Source organism: Chitinophaga sp. 9-1-y, assembly GCF_059511905.2.
On record NZ_CM197955.1, the window covers coordinates 1 to 14969 of the forward strand.

The window sequence follows — 14969 nt, forward strand, 5'->3', positions numbered from 1 at the left end:
ATGAATAAAACTTGCGAACAAGTTTGGGAAAAGTGTCTTAATATAATTAGGGATATAGTAGAATGGCAGCCGTTTAAGACATGGTTTGAACCAATTAAACCCATTAAACTTGAAAACAATGTTTTAACCATCCAGGTCCCCAGCCAATTCTTTTATGAATACCTTGAGGAGCATTATGTGGGATTGTTAGGAAAAACTATTAAAAGAGAATTAGGTAAAGAAGCCAGGTTGGAGTATCGCATTGTAGTCGAGAACGGTACGCCACATCAGCATCCCAGAACGGTAAACATGCCCACGCAGTTTACAAAACCTCAGAAAGACAATGAAGTAGATTTTCCTTTAACGATTCACAACCCGGTTAAGAACCCCTTTGTTATTCCGGGTATTAAAAGAGTACAGATTGACTCGCAGCTCAATCCAAATTATACCTTCGACGCGTATGTAGAAGGAGACAGTAATCGGGTAGCAAGACGCGCAGGGAAAACCGTGGCTGAAAAGCCGGGTGGTACGTCTTTCAATCCACTGGTAATATATGGAGGCGTAGGATTGGGAAAAACCCATCTGGCGCAGGCTGTAGGCAATGATGTAAAACGTATACATCCGAATAAAGCGGTGTTATATGTAAGTGCAGAGAAATTCATTAACCAGTTTATAGATCACTCAAAGAATAATATCATCAACGATTTTATTCACTTCTATCAATTGATAGATGTGTTGATAGTAGATGATATTCAGTTTTTTGCACGTGCAGAGAAAACGCAGGATGCTTTCTTCGCGATCTTCAACCATTTACACCAGTCTGGTAAACAGCTGATCTTAACGTCTGATAAGGCGCCTAAAGATCTGGATGGTGTGCAGGAAAGGTTGCTGAGCCGCTTCCGTTGGGGCCTCAGTGCAGACATCCAGATTCCGGATTTTGAAACGAGGATGGAAATCCTTGAAATGAAAATGCGGAATGATGGACTGGAAATGCCTAAAGAAGTAGTGAAGTATGTAGCCTATAATATTCAAACGAATGTACGTGAACTGGAAGGCGCACTGATTTCATTGTTGGCGCAGTCTTCGCTGAACCGCAAAGAAATAGACCTGGAGCTGGCGAAGCGCGTATTGAAATCTTTTGTGAAAACATCTTCCAAAGAAATTACCATCGAGAGTATACAGAAAATGGTGTGTGAATACTTTGATGTGCCGTATGATAAGTTACTGCAAAAAACACGTAAACGTGAAATTGTGCAGGCCCGGCAGATTACCATGTATCTCGCCAAATCATTTACTAAGAATTCACTCAAAACCATTGGCGAGCATTTTGGCGGCCGTGATCACACTACTGTGATTCATAGCTGTCAAACAGTGAAAGACCTGATGGATACCGATAATAACTTCCGTGACAGTGTCATCGAATTACAGCAGAAAGTGCAACTGGCAGCGATGTAAGACCAGTACTAACCCTAATAACCTATTTAAAAAAGCCCCGCAAGCAATTGCGGGGCTTTTTTTTGCTGTATTAAATTAATATTATTTAATATATGAAAAAATGGTGTTATTAATGACATGTCCCGCACAGGATAACAAGAATTATTTGGAACCTTTTACTATTAGCAGGCCTCTATATTTTTAATATTCATATTGCTGTTCCTACTTATTATCACCCAGCAATTATGCTGCCGTTAATAGCTGGTGTACTGGCCGTTATTTGCTTGCCAGAGGCTATCTGTAGGTTTCGTAATATCAGTGATGTAAGTTTTTATGAAGATGAAAGAGACTGGCAGTATCCCTCTCAAAATCCCACCATTTGCAGAATGATGCGATGGTATCCGGAGAGATATAAATAAACGACCTGTAAAAACTATTACCGGAAGTAACCGATGAAGATTCCCTGGGAGCAAGGTTAAATACCATCCATTCCCACCGAACGAAAAGTAGACATAGTGAGGATGATTATTTTACCTGGAATAATAGAGTAAACCTCTGGAAACAGCCAGGGTATATACTAACAATACCACGAACGAACCGGAATGAGAAGAACGCAGCTATGCAGGAAGAACTGGCGAAGGCCTGGGCATAAACGGCAAACTGGGCTGCAGGTGATATTACGCGCCAAATAAGGGCGTCCAATTTTTTTATAAAAAAATGAAAATCTTTTGGTGAATTTAAAACTTTGTTTATTTTTGCAACCCCTAACGGGGAATACGGAGAGATGCCTGAGTGGCCGAAAGGAACGGTTTGCTAAACCGTCATACGGGTTAAACTGTATCGAGGGTTCGAATCCCTCTCTCTCCGCAAGCTTTAAGCCTTCAGATTGTAAAATCTGAAGGCTTTTTTGATGTAAAGGGATTTGAGATCAGACGTGCGCATTTGTCGCAATTGATTCATATAAAATTTGTGATGACAGCGCTAAGAATTGTGGAGGGGAATTGCTTTCTTGTGTAAATTAATTCCAATGATTACCTATCTAAAGACAGCGCTCATCGCATTACTGCTTTTTTCTTCCGGCAGCAGTATTTTTGGACAAACAGATACTATTGATGTTTTTATACAAAAACAAATGCAGGCGCACAGGATTCCCGGCCTGCAACTGGCAATTGTAAGACAAGGGAAAATTATAAAAACAGGTAATTATGGGTTGGCAAATCTGCAGGATTCGATTGTCGTAAGCGATAAGACTGTTTTTACAATTAATTCAATCACTAAAGCGTTTGTTGGTGTTGCAATTGTGCAATTAATGGAAGCCGGGAAATTAAAGTTGGAGGCACCTATTTCTCAATACCTCACAGATATTCCTGATACATGGAAGCCGGTAACAGTTAAGCAACTCCTGTCGCATACATCCGGGATTCCGGATATTGTGAATGAGGAGGAATCTGTTCTAATAAATGACGATCCGGAGGAAGCATGGAAAATGGTCATTCAGATGCCGAATGAATTTAAGACCGGTGAAAAATTTAGTTACAATCAAACCAATTATTTATTACTTGGCCGTATTATCAATAATTTAAGCGGCATGTCGTTCCAGGAGTTTATAACCAAAGAGCAATTGGAAAAAGTAGGTATGCCAAAGACAATACTATCAGGTTTCGGTGCTACAAAAGCTGTTATAGCGCATTCAGCATGTAGCTATCAATATCGGAAGGGGGTGCTTAGTAATATGTTTTTTTCTTTTCCTCCTTTCCTGCAAACAGCTGCCGGCATGAGTTCAACGGCTACAGAACTTGCAAATTGGGTGATTGCTCTGCAAAGCATGCAATTATTAAAACAGTCATCAAGCCTTAAGGCGCTTTGGACACCTACAGTTTTAAATAACGGAGAAACAGGCGGTTTTAGCAGCTTATTAAATGGATATGCTGCAGGATGGCCGGTTATAAAAAGAACGAATCATCCTGCACTTGCACCTGTAGGCGGCAATCGTTCGGCTATATTTGTTTATCCTAATGACGATCTCTCTATCGTAATACTTACCAATCTTTCAGGCGCGTTTCCGGATAGATTCATTGATCAGCTGGCAGGATTGTTGATCCCAGGTATGATAAAATCATCTGGCGCTCCTTATAATTAGTCATTATTCGCAATAATAAAAGCCTTCAAATCGGAAGATTTGAAGGCTTTTATTATATCACTTAAATACACCATTACAACGCCACTACTGTCCCTGCCGGAACAATCTTTAACTTCTTCGCGTAGGCTGTGCTGTTCAATGTTTCCTGCAGCTTTGCAATGGGCTCAATGTACATAGAGAAAGTGGAATGATGTACAGGTGTAATCATGTCCGGTTGCAAGGTTTCTATGATCTTCAAACAATCGGTCGAATTTAATCCGCGACGTCCAATTTTGCCATCGGAGCCTACAGCGCCCATGTCCGGAATAAGCAGGTTGATTTTTCCGTAACGGGTATATTGTTGCATCTCATCAAACCAAACGGTATCTCCGGTCCAGTATATGCGATATACTTTGTGGTTCACCGTGTATTCGATGATGTACCCATTGCCTTTTCCCAATGATGTTTTTAATGGATCGTCTTTGGCATGCATGGCCTCTACTGCTATGATCCGCAAGGTTTCGTTACCTTTTTTGAATTCGGTGGTATCTCCCCAATTGAGTCCTGTCAGATGTGCAAAACCCCAGCTTTGTATGGTGGAGGCATCGGCGCCGGGAGCTACTACAGTGAGTTGTTTATTCAAAGTATTTCTGGCTTCCAGGTCGAAATGATCCGCATGTGGATGGCTTACCAGCAACACATCTATATGAGCCGTATCAAATGTAGCTGGTGCAAAATAGCGTTGAATATATGCATTGGTGGCCCCGGTAGAAGGATGCTTTTTGATCATAAATGCGGAGTCGCCTTTAGGGCTAAACATTGGATCTGTTAGTATTTTGAAGCTTCCCAGTTGTAATACGTAAGTGGGACCGCCTATCCATTGAAACGTTTTTTTATGCTGGGCATTCACTGATCCTACGAGGAGGATACCAAGGATAAACAGGTGGATTTTTAAGGATTTCATGTTGCGATTCTTTTATTGTTTCGTTGATTTGACGATACAAAGCTATTACGCAAAAGGCATTCTGAACATGGACAAAAAAGGATATTGCATGGATGAATCCTGTGTTGTCACAACAATATATAATGCACCCACCCATACGCCATGCTTAGCCCGATCAGGTATAAAATATTTATCTGCCAGCGTTGTAATAACACCAGTGAAACAATGATCCATATCAGTGCCATGTAATCCAGGCTGTTGATGTGGATGCCATGAGGAAATAATACATCTTTCCCCAGGTAAAGGGTAAGATGTAGGATAACCCCTACCACCGCAGCCGTAATGAATCCCAGGGTGTTTTCAATCAGGGTGTTGCCATGTGTTTTTTCAATGAGTGGCGCACCAATAAAAACCAATCCAAAGCAAGGTAAAAACGTAAACCAGGTGGTGGCTAATAATCCGATAGTGCCCATCCACAGCGAGCCGTTGAAATGATTGTACCCTGCCATGAAACCTACATAGGATAATACGATGATCAACGGGCCGGGGGTGGTTTCTGCCAGCGCAAATCCATCCATCATCTGCAGTTTACTCAACCAGTTTAATTTGGTGACGGTAAACTGTGCTACATAAGGTAGTACAGTGTAGGAGCCGCCAACAGTCACAAAGGCCGTTTGGGTAAAAAACAGGCTTAGTTGTTTCCAGAAAGTAAAATCAGGGAGAAATAAAAAGAATAGCAGGAATGGGAGTAACCAGAGGAGAATACCCATCGCCAGCACCTGGAGGACTGCTTTTAGATCGAATGTGCTGGTTGTCTGCGCGGTCTTTTTGTCCAGGACGTAGCTGCCTTCAGCGGCGGTAAACTGTAACTGTTTGCCTGTAGGTAGCAACACCCTGGGCCAGATAAATTTACAGCAGATAACGAAGATGAAAATGGCTCCAATGATGGTGAGGAGGGAAATATGAAAGAAGAAAATACACACAAAAGCGGCGGCAGCCAGGAAATAGTGTACGGGGCCATGCAGTGCTTTTTGTGCTATTTTATACATCGCTAATATAATGAGGGCGATAACGGCCGGCTTCAAACCTGCGAACAGCGCTGTTACCCAGGGGATGTTGCCAAACAGGACATAAATAATGCTCAGTCCCAGCAGGATAAACATGGAGGGTAGTACAAACAATATTCCTGCTGCCAGTCCTCCCCGCTTCCCATGTAACAGCCAGCCAATATAAATGGCCAGTTGCTGTGCTTCTGGTCCGGGCAATAGCATACAATGATTGAGTGCATGCAGGAATTTGGTGTTGCTGATCCATTGTTTTTTATCTACGAGGTAGTCGTGCATAATGGCGATGTGCCCTGCTGTGCCGCCAAAGCTGATCCAGCCTAATTTGAACCAGAATTTCAACGCTGTTTTATAACCAGGATGTGTTGCTTTGTTTTCCATAATCAATATAATGCCCGCTCCATCGCTTTGCATAAAGAGATGGGCATAGTGTTGCCGAACTGATTACGGTGGTAATCAGCCATCATCACAGATGTGCAAAACGAACGGAAAATGTAGGGCGATAAAAGCTGGTGAATATTTCTTCAGACGCAACAACCGGGTGTCTGTATGCCGCATTGCTGATGTTACAAAGATAACTTGAAAAAGCCTTGTGTGCAAGGTTTTTGAAGCCTTTTTTGGATCGAAATAAGGCGAATTTGGGTATGGAAAATCGTTCTTTTGATCGTGGGGTTGTGTGGTTGTTTTTGAGGGGCAGAAACAGGCTTTATTCGGTTTTTATAAAACGACTTACCAGCGTACGACAAGGTTATTGGTCGTACGCTGGTAAAACTTATTTACTACACACCAAACTGTGTTAAGTGGTGATCAAGGTGTTTGTAGAACATATTATTCCATTCGTCTTTGTTTAAAACGCCAAAGGAATGTGAGGGTAGTTGGTCAAAATGTGCTTCGCCCAACTGTTGTGTTTTCCGGATATACTCAATTAGTCGCTGTTTTTCCGGCTCAAAATTGCGGATATCAGTTACCAGGAATGCTTTGCCCGTAGGGCCGTTGTGTTTGTAGGGTGTTTCGTTGGTCACCAGTTTTTTAACAAAAGCCTTCATGAGGAGCTTGGTGAAAAAATTCGGGGCGGGATGTTTATGGTCGTACACCAGTTCATATGTCACGTTACAATGCGCCAGCATTTGCGCTACATTCATCTTACCCCAATTGGGAGTGGATTGGGGTGTTAGGTGATTAATCCGTTCAATAACGTTGCTTGAAACCGCTTCAGTGAAAATGTTTGGTAAAGGCATGACGATATATTTATTAATTAAGTAGTGGGAAAACCCGTTTATCACCTATGACGTTTGAGATGCCTGAAAATGGACAAATTATCTGAATTACGAACTTTAAAGTACTTATTTAACAGGAATTAACGAAAATATGTTCTTTTTAGCTGGCTTGAAAGCCTCTGTGGATAGACATCTGTTGCCTTTTAAGGATATTTTAAGCTGCTCTTAACCTGGTTATGGCGCGCTGGCAAGGAAATTGGTTTACTACGCTTACTAAACAATAAACACACATGAAAAAGTTAATTACTGCAATTGCTATCCTGCTGGCGGTTTCTCCGGCTTTCGCACAAACGGCTACTCCAAAACAAGCCCCTGCTACGAAGCAAGCCCCTGCCGCTACGCCCGCTGCTACCCCCAAAGCATTGCCTGCTCCTGAAAAGCGCGCTGTTGCTTATACAGACGAGCTTAAAGCAAAGCTACATCTCACCGACGATCAATACCAGAAAGTATTGGCCGTAAACACAGAGTGCATTAAACGTAAAGATGCCCTGAAAGCCAGCGGACAAAAAGGTGGACCTGGTGCAAAAGAAATATCTGCTTACCGTAAACAGCAGTATCAAACCATCCTCACACCGGACCAATTCACCCAGTTGAAAGCGATGAACGCACAGAACAATTCTAAGAAGAGCGCAGAATAAGGATATTCACTTCATTGTGGAAGAGGGAGCAGTCATTGCTTCCTCTTTTTTGTGTCCACAATGTTGTTCGGTAGTAGCCTGTAATGCTATGTAGTGGCCATTTTGTACCAATTCTAGCTTTTTTATGAAAAAAAATTTGTTTTTATGTGAAACAATTTCCTACATTTGCACTCCGCAATTGAAGCAAAGGAACACCACAAGGGTTACCGATAAAGCAACAAAAGCGGATTAAGAAGGGATTTCGGGGCGTAGCGTAGCCCGGTATCGCGCCTGCTTTGGGAGCAGGAGGTCGCAGGTTCGAATCCTGCCGCCCCGACTTAGTAAAGAAGCCTACTTGGAAACGAGTAGGCTTTTTTGTTTTTATTATAATTTGTTTGTTATGCCCCACTATGTTTATATCCTTCAAAGCGATAGTACGGCCCGCTATTATGCCGGCGAAACCGTAGATGTGTCTGCGCGGTTAAATAAGCACAATTCGAAATCAACAACAAGCACCCGTCATGGAGTACCCTGGCGAATTATTCACGTAATTCCGTGTGCAAGCAGATCGGATGCGCTTCAATTGGAGAAGCAAATAAAGAAACGAGGTATATCACGTTGGTTATTAGACCATGGTGTATCGTTGTGATATCGCGTACCGCTGTAAGCGGCAAGGTCGCAGGTTCGAATCCTGCCGCCCCGACTTAGTAAAGAAGCCTACTTGGAAACGAGTAGGCTTTTTTATTTTTATTATAATTTGTTTGTTATGCCCCACTATGTTTATATCCTTCAAAGCGATAGTACGGCCCGCTATTATGCCGGCGAAACTGCTGATGTATCTGCGCGGTTAAATAAGCACAATTCAAAATCAACAACAAGTACCCGTCATGGAGTACCCTGGCGAATTATTCACGTAATTCCGTGTGCAAGCAGATCGGATGCGCTTCAATTGGAGAAGCAAATAAAGAAACGAGGTATATCACGTTGGTTATTAGACCATGGTGTATCGTTGTGATATCGCGTACCGCTGTAAGCGGCAAGGTCGCAGGTTCGAATCCTGCCGCCCCGACTTAGTAAAGAAGCCTACTTGGAAATGAAGTGCCCCCTAAAAGTTAGACACTTTTAGGGGGCACTTCAGAAACGAGTAGGCTTTTTTATTTTTATTATAATTTGTTTGTTATGCCCCACTATGTTTATATCCTTCAAAGCGATAGTACGGCCCGCTATTATGCCGGCGAAACTGCTGATGTATCTGCGCGGTTAAATAAGCACAATTCAAAATCAACAACAAGTACCCGTCATGGAGTACCCTGGCGAATTATTCACGTAATTCCGTGTGCAAGCAGATCGGATGCGCTTCAATTGGAGAAGCAAATAAAGAAACGTGGTATATCACGTTGGTTATTAGACCATGGTGTATCGTTGTGATATCGCGTACCGCTGTAAGCGGCAAGGTCGCAGGTTCGAATCCTGCCGCCCCGACTTAGTAAAGAAGCCTACTTGGAAACGAGTAGGCTTTTTTATTTTTATTATAATTTGTTTGTTATGCCCCACTATGTTTATATCCTTCAAAGCGATAGTACGGCCCGCTATTATGCCGGCGAAACCGTAGATGTGTCTGCGCGGTTAAATAAGCACAATTCGAAATCAACAACAAGCACCCGTCATGGAGTACCCTGGCGAATTATTCACGTAATTCCGTGTGCAAGCAGATCGGATGCGCTTCAATTGGAGAAGCAAATAAAGAAACGAGGTATATCACGTTGGTTATTAGACCATGGTGTATCGTTGTGATATCGCGTACCGCTGTAAGCGGCAAGGTCGCAGGTTCGAATCCTGCCGCCCCGACTTAGTAAAGAAGCCTACTTGGAAACGAGTAGGCTTTTTTGTTTTTATTATAATTTGTTTGTTATGCCCCACTATGTTTATATCCTTCAAAGCGATAGTACGGCCCGCTATTATGCCGGCGAAACCGTAGATGTGTCTGCGCGGTTAAATAAGCACAATTCGAAATCAACAACAAGCACCCGTCATGGAGTACCCTGGCGAATTATTCACGTAATTCCGTGTGCAAGCAGATCGGATGCGCTTCAATTGGAGAAGCAAATAAAGAAACGAGGTATATCACGTTGGTTATTAGACCATGGTGTATCGTTGTGATATCGCGTACCGCTGTAAGCGGCAAGGTCGCAGGTTCGAATCCTGCCGCCCCGACTTAGTAAAGAAGCCTACTTGGAAACGAGTAGGCTTTTTTGTTTTTATTATAATTTGTTTGTTATGCCCCACTATGTTTATATCCTTCAAAGCGATAGTACGGCCCGCTATTATGCCGGCGAAACCGTAGATGTGTCTGCGCGGTTAAATAAGCACAATTCGAAATCAACAATAAGTACCCGTCATGGAGTACCCTGGCGAATAATTCACGTAATTCCGTGTGCAAGCAGATCGGATGCGCTTCAATTGGAGAAGCAAATAAAGAAACGTGGTATATCACGTTGGTTATTAGACCATGGTGTATCGTTGTGATATCGCGTACCGCTGTAAGCGGCAAGGTCGCAGGTTCGAATCCTGCCGCCCCGACTTAGTAAAGAAGCCTACTTGGAAACGAGTAGGCTTGTTTGTGTTTGTGGTATCGCGTACCGTTTGTAAGTACAGTGCACACCATCTTTTTGATGACGTAGAGATTGAGTTTAATAGTCATTTGTATTAGTTACTACTTGATCTGGCATCTATCTCCTACAGCGGTGCCGTGAATTCGTTTTAAAGAACCAACTTTTTTTGATACATCGACTGTAGATTCTTCTGTAACAACCATTATCAAGGGAGTAAGATTATACCCCAACGTTCATTTCAAGGTATAGGTATGGCTTCTCAGGCAACTGGCCTGATTCGTGCATGAAGCTAAATGATTTGAGTTTTTTATGATAACCGTTATGCTATGTCATTAGAAGCCGAAACCATATTGATGTTAAGGGTTGATGTTATTACTGGTTATGAAATTTGCTTTTTCTTAAATTGAATAATTTCAATGATTAATTTTTCTGGCAATGGTTGATTGTTGGGAAACTGTACGGATGCTTTGCCTACGACATATTCCGATAACTCTTTTGCAAAGTTTTGCAAAATCCCTGTTCCTACATAAAATCCTGCAAACTTTTTATACCCAGCAATCATAATTTGCTTGTCTCGTTTGCCGCCTTTTACTAAAGCGTAGGCTGGAATATCATAATTAATTAACTCTTCCGCATTGGGAGCAGTTTTTAAAATTATTTTCTTTAAAGCAAGTAATGTTTTTTGGGTATCTTCAGGTTGCTTTGCAAAATACTCTGCAACTGTTTTAAATTTTGATGTTGCCATGATTGCTAACTTTAATTGTGATTTGATTTTTGAATTCTAATAAGTTGTACGTTTAAGATTATTAGCCATACCAAATAAGTTAAAAAAAGTAAACGAGGTGGATAGCCTAATGGGGCATCGGGTCCATATGCGTAGTCGCCTTTTGGTATTACATAAATAGAGAGATGAATAATAAAACCGACTAAGCCAAGTAATGGTATAACTGATGTCCATATCAAAACTTTCTTTGCCGCAGCCCATGATTTATTTTTTAAAGCAATGCTTATGTTAATCAATAACGCAGCAATTGGAAAAAGAAACAAACCTGCCATACCTGAAAACATGTGAATTAAACCTGTTGTTGATATTTTATCAGGTGCAGTCGTTAAAGGGTCGGTGGTAAACACTCCAACACAAAAAGTTCCTGCACAGCAGATAAATAAAATGACCAATCCAAGTTTTCCAAAAAATCCTTTTACATGCGATTTAATGTTAAATAGCAATATTCCATAACTGAATGATGAAATAATAAATGCTAAAGACATCATCCATCCATAAGAACCAATGGCGTATTCACTTAATGGATGCCAATATGGGTCTAAGTCCGGTCTAATGAAAATTAATACACTTATTAAAAGATGATAAGTCATTGCTGCTGCTATGGAAAGTTTTGCCAAAACAATAGAGGTTTCTTTATTTATCATTTTCTTGAAATTTAGGATGTAAAGATGCACAAGTATGATAAATCGAAGGCTGTGCAAACACGCCATACATAGGGTGTTTTGGGACATTTTTGTCTGATAAGTTTGTAGAGGGCAGTTACAGTGTTGGCTTACTTATTAATAAGTGCAATAAATAGTATCACATATTAAAAATATTCCGTATTTTTTGGGGATGCCAATAAAAGACGGTCGGAAACTAAGCAAGGATGCACAACAGCAACTTCGAAAAAGGGTGATCGAATATTGGGAGCGGTCTGGGAATGTTTAAGCGATAGCACGGCCCGCTACTATGCGGGCGAAACTGCTGATGTATCTGCGCGGTTAAATAAGCACAATTCAAAATCAACAACAAGTACCCGTCATGGAGTGCCCTGGCGAATTATTCACGTAATTCCGCGTGCAAGCAGATCGGATGCGCTTCAATTGGAGAAGCAAATAAAGAAACGGGGTATATCACGTTGGTTATTAGACCATGGTGTATCGTTGTGATATCGCGTATCGCTGTAAGCGGCAAGGTCGCAGGTTCGAATCCTGCCGCCCCGACTTAGTAAAGAAGCCTACTTGGAAACGAGTAGGCTTCTTTGTTTTTGGTAAGCATTGAGCGACATGATAAGTATTGCGTACCACTGTTACCTGCTTTTACAGTATAGCGAAACGCTCCTAATGCTGCTGCGCAAAATCGCAAACTGCGTCTTTGAAAGCAGTACTGTTTTCATAATAAAGCAGGTGTCCTCCTTCTATTACTCGCACGGTTTTTTCCGGGAAAGCAAAAGTTTTGTAGCCCTTTATGCCTACCGCATGATCAGCAGTTCCGGCAATAATCAGCACTGGTATTTTTAGTCGCTGCGCAAAAGGTATATAGTCTTTTGTGTACTCGGGATATTGCTTTTGCTTGAATAGCACAGCCATCGCAAAATCTTGTGAACGCTTATAGTCATCTATTTCCATTTGTTTTTGGATGGTCGCCGTATCCTCCGACAATAACTTGTATGCTAATCCACGTTTACGGAGAGCAGTCATTTTCTCCACATTTAACTGCCAAAGGCTATCCCTGCCAAGTGTAGCAGATACAGTCGTATCTTCGCCTAAAAGCTCCTTCTTATACTGCAGGCTTTCCGTTAAAGCAGTTTTGCTCAACATGTTTAATGTCGCAGAGGCCAGCATCAGCGCCCGAACATGCGCAGGATGTGCTAAAGCATAATTAAATGCCAGGATGCCTCCGAAAGAATGCGCAAGCAGAAATGGCTTGTCTGCTTTTAGGTACCGGCGCAATTCTTCTATATCCTGTATAACTCTGGAAAGATGATAATTCTTGGCATTTTGCGACTTGCCCGATCCGCGCTGATCAAGGTATACCATTGTAAAGCACGCTTCCAATGCGTTACCTTTCATTTCTTCGAACGAGCGACTCCCTTGTCCCGGGCCGCCATGAATAAATATACAAACCGGACCTTTACCCGCAACTTTCACGTAAAGATTAACACTATCACTTGTTTTGAATTCAAATTCCCCCTGTTGTACAGATTGTGCATACATGCTATACCATCCGAAGAATTGTATAACACCTAACAAGATAAAGTTTTTCATTCGGAATGATTTTCATGTAAAATACGAAGAACAATTTAACCCGACCTCCTGGCGCTGTTAATCTTAACAAAGAAGCCTACTTGTTTCCAAGCAGGCTTCTTTGTTTTACTGGAATTTGTTGTTAGGCATGGCTACACGATAACATCGTACTGCTTATGACTTGCCATGAACAATATAGCACTACCACCAACTAAAATTTCCCATTCTCATTCTTTCGCTGAGCAATAGGCGGTATTACTTCTACAACATCCCAGTGTTCAATAATTTTATCATTTTCAATTCTATAAAGATCATAGAATGCGGAATGGACCTGTTTTAAAAAGCCCTCACTTATCACCAGTACAAAGTTGCCTTCACCAAGTATTGTATGGATATTGCTATATACCTGGGGAGCTCCGGATGATTTCCACGCCTGAAGGGTGTTGAAAAATGTGGATACGCCATCTCCCATATGTGGGTTATGCTGAATTAAAAAGTCGCCATTAAAATAGCTGTAAGCTTCCTCCAGTTTGCCATTAATGAGTATGTCCTGTACAAACCTGCGCGCTATTTCTTTATTGGAATCTGTCTTGTGGTGATCAATGGCTTTGGTTTTTCCATCAGTCATTGTTCTGCCACTTTTATTCAGTTGCTTACTGTTGACCTGTAGATTATCCCAATGTTCAACACTTACCCCGTTTTCAAATCTGTGTATATCAAAAGCTACAGTTGGCTCGAAGAGGTAGTAATCTACGTGCACAAAACCGATGTCTCCGTCCTGAAATTTACGGACTACATTTGTGTATACTTTATCCATCGGCATTTGTTCGTGTAATGCCAGAATTGCGGAGAGGCCGGTGGCAACGTTGGGATTGTGTTGTTTATAGGAGGTTGGATGGAGTAGCCCAATCTCTGCCAGTGTTCCCGTTTCAATGCTATTCTGTATAGCTTCGGCTTTGTCTTTGTTTGAAAGGTGCATATATGATAATTTATCTCACAAAATTTCAAAACTCCTTTGTAAACATCAATAAGGGGGAATTTTAGCAGATGGGGTTAATTTTTACACCATACACGTAGTTATTCAATATGCCTATTTTTGTACTTATAATTTAAGGGAGATGTATGAAAAAAAGATACCCATTGATTTCAGTTGCGGAATAAGTGTGACGCTGGAAATTATCGGGGGAAAATGGAAGCCGTGCCTGATAGATGCTATCAACAATGGTGTGCGTAGGCCCAGTGAATTGCTGCAAAGGAATCCCGGCGCCGGCAAAAGAGTACTGCATTTGCAGTTGAAGGAGCTGGAAGAACATGGCGTTATCAGGAAAGTTATCTATCCGGTATTGCCTTTAAAAGTTGAGTACTACCTGACTGCACTTGGTGAATCGCTCATACCACTCATTAGAGCTATGGAAGACTGGGGGGCGGACTATATGCCGGAGTTTACAACTGCACAAAAAGTAAAAGCAGCTTCGGCAGCAACCACTGCCGGTTAACCTTTTTTGAAAGTATTATCTAATTTGATCGCTTCTTTCAATAGCTTCTCAATTGGCTTTTCATCAATCTCCTCTGGCGTCTGGTAGATTTTATAGAAAATTTGTTTGTTAGTTCCATGCGATAAAAAGCTATCGTGGTCATTTAATTTATGGCCATACCAGAAACCTAAAAGTACCCCGCTTTTGATACCTCCCCGTGGAACTGTTGAGGGCCATATAATGCATATGCCTTTATTGCCGTAGAAAAAAGGAACATTATACGATATCTTCTCTTTGCAATACTCCGGAAGCGCTGCTACAACTATCTGCCGTAATACATCTACAATTATTCTTTCGTCTTCAGGAAGAATAGAAAATAATTCAACCAGGTTCCTAATTTTCATCGGAATTCAAATTGGTTTTTCAAATAAACAGAT

General features: G+C 41.6%; 19 protein-coding genes and 9 tRNA genes. 20 read left to right on the top strand and 8 right to left on the bottom strand.

The window, feature by feature from the left end:
* The 3 genes from dnaA (at position 1) to AC5ZC7_RS00015 (ending at position 3553) form a co-directional block, all read left to right on the top strand.
* Entirely contained in the window at positions 1-1434 is a 1434-nt protein-coding gene (gene dnaA / locus AC5ZC7_RS00005) for a chromosomal replication initiator protein DnaA (protein ID WP_079469646.1), read from the top strand.
* Positions 1435-2191: 757 nt separating this feature from the next.
* Positions 2192-2280, top strand: a tRNA-Ser gene (locus AC5ZC7_RS00010).
* A 160-nt stretch (positions 2281-2440) separates the two neighbouring features.
* Positions 2441-3553, top strand: a complete 1113-nt coding sequence (locus AC5ZC7_RS00015) for a serine hydrolase (RefSeq protein WP_496161216.1) — start codon at positions 2441-2443, stop codon at positions 3551-3553.
* Between the two features lie 73 nt (positions 3554-3626).
* On the opposite strand, the gene AC5ZC7_RS00020 is transcribed toward AC5ZC7_RS00015, so the two are convergent.
* From AC5ZC7_RS00020 to AC5ZC7_RS00030, 3 genes are all read right to left on the bottom strand, one after another.
* On the bottom strand, positions 3627-4496 hold the full coding sequence (locus AC5ZC7_RS00020; protein ID WP_496161215.1) for an MBL fold metallo-hydrolase: 870 nt from the start codon (positions 4494-4496) through the stop codon (positions 3627-3629).
* Positions 4497-4603: 107 nt separating this feature from the next.
* Positions 4604-5920 (bottom strand): chromate efflux transporter, encoded by a 1317-nt coding sequence (chrA, locus tag AC5ZC7_RS00025; protein WP_496161214.1) that lies wholly within the window; start codon positions 5918-5920, stop codon positions 4604-4606.
* 398 nt (positions 5921-6318) lie between these two features.
* Complete coding sequence (locus AC5ZC7_RS00030; RefSeq protein WP_496161213.1) at positions 6319-6777, bottom strand: DUF1569 domain-containing protein; 459 nt, start codon at positions 6775-6777, stop codon at positions 6319-6321.
* A gap of 269 nt (positions 6778-7046) precedes the next feature.
* Between AC5ZC7_RS00030 and AC5ZC7_RS00035 the strand changes: the two genes are divergently transcribed.
* The 14 genes from AC5ZC7_RS00035 to AC5ZC7_RS00100 all read left to right on the top strand — a co-directional run bounded on the left by AC5ZC7_RS00035 (position 7047) and on the right by AC5ZC7_RS00100 (position 10013).
* Positions 7047-7454 (top strand): DUF4890 domain-containing protein, encoded by a 408-nt coding sequence (locus tag AC5ZC7_RS00035; protein WP_496161212.1) that lies wholly within the window; start codon positions 7047-7049, stop codon positions 7452-7454.
* 242 nt (positions 7455-7696) lie between these two features.
* Positions 7697-7770 (top strand) — tRNA-Pro (locus tag AC5ZC7_RS00040).
* A gap of 63 nt (positions 7771-7833) precedes the next feature.
* Positions 7834-8082: a GIY-YIG nuclease family protein gene (locus AC5ZC7_RS00045; protein WP_511911310.1), complete on the top strand. Its 249-nt coding sequence runs from the start codon at positions 7834-7836 to the stop codon at positions 8080-8082.
* Positions 8065-8136 (top strand) — tRNA-Tyr (locus AC5ZC7_RS00050). Before AC5ZC7_RS00045 ends, AC5ZC7_RS00050 begins: the two co-directional genes overlap by 18 nt.
* Positions 8137-8199: 63 nt before the next feature.
* Positions 8200-8448, top strand: a complete 249-nt coding sequence (locus AC5ZC7_RS00055; protein WP_511911311.1) for a GIY-YIG nuclease family protein — start codon at positions 8200-8202, stop codon at positions 8446-8448.
* Positions 8431-8502 (top strand) — tRNA-Tyr (locus AC5ZC7_RS00060). The genes AC5ZC7_RS00055 and AC5ZC7_RS00060 overlap by 18 nt, the downstream gene beginning before the upstream one ends.
* A 110-nt stretch (positions 8503-8612) precedes the next feature.
* Positions 8613-8861: a GIY-YIG nuclease family protein gene (locus tag AC5ZC7_RS00065; protein WP_511911311.1), complete on the top strand. Its 249-nt coding sequence runs from the start codon at positions 8613-8615 to the stop codon at positions 8859-8861.
* Positions 8844-8915, top strand: a tRNA-Tyr gene (locus AC5ZC7_RS00070). The genes AC5ZC7_RS00065 and AC5ZC7_RS00070 overlap by 18 nt, the downstream gene beginning before the upstream one ends.
* A 63-nt stretch (positions 8916-8978) precedes the next feature.
* Positions 8979-9227, top strand: a complete 249-nt coding sequence (locus AC5ZC7_RS00075; RefSeq protein WP_511911310.1) for a GIY-YIG nuclease family protein — start codon at positions 8979-8981, stop codon at positions 9225-9227.
* Positions 9210-9281: transfer RNA gene (locus AC5ZC7_RS00080), tRNA-Tyr, on the top strand. Before AC5ZC7_RS00075 ends, AC5ZC7_RS00080 begins: the two co-directional genes overlap by 18 nt.
* A gap of 63 nt (positions 9282-9344) precedes the next feature.
* Entirely contained in the window at positions 9345-9593 is a 249-nt protein-coding gene (locus tag AC5ZC7_RS00085; protein WP_511911310.1) for a GIY-YIG nuclease family protein, read from the top strand.
* A tRNA-Tyr gene (locus tag AC5ZC7_RS00090) sits at positions 9576-9647 on the top strand. The genes AC5ZC7_RS00085 and AC5ZC7_RS00090 overlap by 18 nt, the downstream gene beginning before the upstream one ends.
* Before the next feature lie 63 nt (positions 9648-9710).
* Positions 9711-9959 (top strand): GIY-YIG nuclease family protein, encoded by a 249-nt coding sequence (locus tag AC5ZC7_RS00095; RefSeq protein WP_511911312.1) that lies wholly within the window; start codon positions 9711-9713, stop codon positions 9957-9959.
* Positions 9942-10013, top strand: a tRNA-Tyr gene (locus tag AC5ZC7_RS00100). The genes AC5ZC7_RS00095 and AC5ZC7_RS00100 overlap by 18 nt, the downstream gene beginning before the upstream one ends.
* A gap of 411 nt (positions 10014-10424) precedes the next feature.
* Here AC5ZC7_RS00100 and AC5ZC7_RS00105 read toward each other — a convergent pair.
* On the bottom strand, positions 10425-10790 hold the full coding sequence (locus AC5ZC7_RS00105; RefSeq protein ID WP_168740113.1) for an iron chaperone: 366 nt from the start codon (positions 10788-10790) through the stop codon (positions 10425-10427).
* 11 nt (positions 10791-10801) lie between these two features.
* Positions 10802-11473: a DUF998 domain-containing protein gene (locus tag AC5ZC7_RS00110; protein ID WP_496163117.1), complete on the bottom strand. Its 672-nt coding sequence runs from the start codon at positions 11471-11473 to the stop codon at positions 10802-10804.
* Between the two features lie 261 nt (positions 11474-11734).
* Here AC5ZC7_RS00110 and AC5ZC7_RS00115 point away from each other — a divergent pair, with 261 nt between their 5' ends.
* Together AC5ZC7_RS00115 and AC5ZC7_RS00120 are read left to right on the top strand one after the other, a co-directional pair.
* Positions 11735-11980: a GIY-YIG nuclease family protein gene (locus tag AC5ZC7_RS00115; RefSeq protein WP_496163116.1), complete on the top strand. Its 246-nt coding sequence runs from the start codon at positions 11735-11737 to the stop codon at positions 11978-11980.
* Positions 11936-12034 (top strand) — tRNA-Ser (locus tag AC5ZC7_RS00120). The genes AC5ZC7_RS00115 and AC5ZC7_RS00120 overlap by 45 nt, the downstream gene beginning before the upstream one ends.
* 117 nt (positions 12035-12151) lie before the next feature.
* On the opposite strand, the gene AC5ZC7_RS00125 is transcribed toward AC5ZC7_RS00120, so the two are convergent.
* A complete protein-coding gene (locus AC5ZC7_RS00125; protein ID WP_496163115.1) occupies positions 12152-13078 on the bottom strand; it encodes an alpha/beta fold hydrolase in 927 nt (308 codons plus the stop codon).
* A gap of 190 nt (positions 13079-13268) precedes the next feature.
* Complete coding sequence (locus AC5ZC7_RS00130) at positions 13269-14036, bottom strand: nuclear transport factor 2 family protein (RefSeq protein ID WP_496163114.1); 768 nt, start codon at positions 14034-14036, stop codon at positions 13269-13271.
* A 139-nt stretch (positions 14037-14175) separates the two neighbouring features.
* Here AC5ZC7_RS00130 and AC5ZC7_RS00135 point away from each other — a divergent pair, with 139 nt between their 5' ends.
* Entirely contained in the window at positions 14176-14553 is a 378-nt protein-coding gene (locus AC5ZC7_RS00135) for a winged helix-turn-helix transcriptional regulator (RefSeq protein ID WP_496163113.1), read from the top strand.
* Here the strand turns inward: AC5ZC7_RS00135 and AC5ZC7_RS00140 are convergent.
* Positions 14550-14936: a DUF1801 domain-containing protein gene (locus AC5ZC7_RS00140; protein WP_496163112.1), complete on the bottom strand. Its 387-nt coding sequence runs from the start codon at positions 14934-14936 to the stop codon at positions 14550-14552. The genes AC5ZC7_RS00135 and AC5ZC7_RS00140 overlap by 4 nt on opposite strands.
* Positions 14937-14969: the final 33 nt, after the last annotated feature.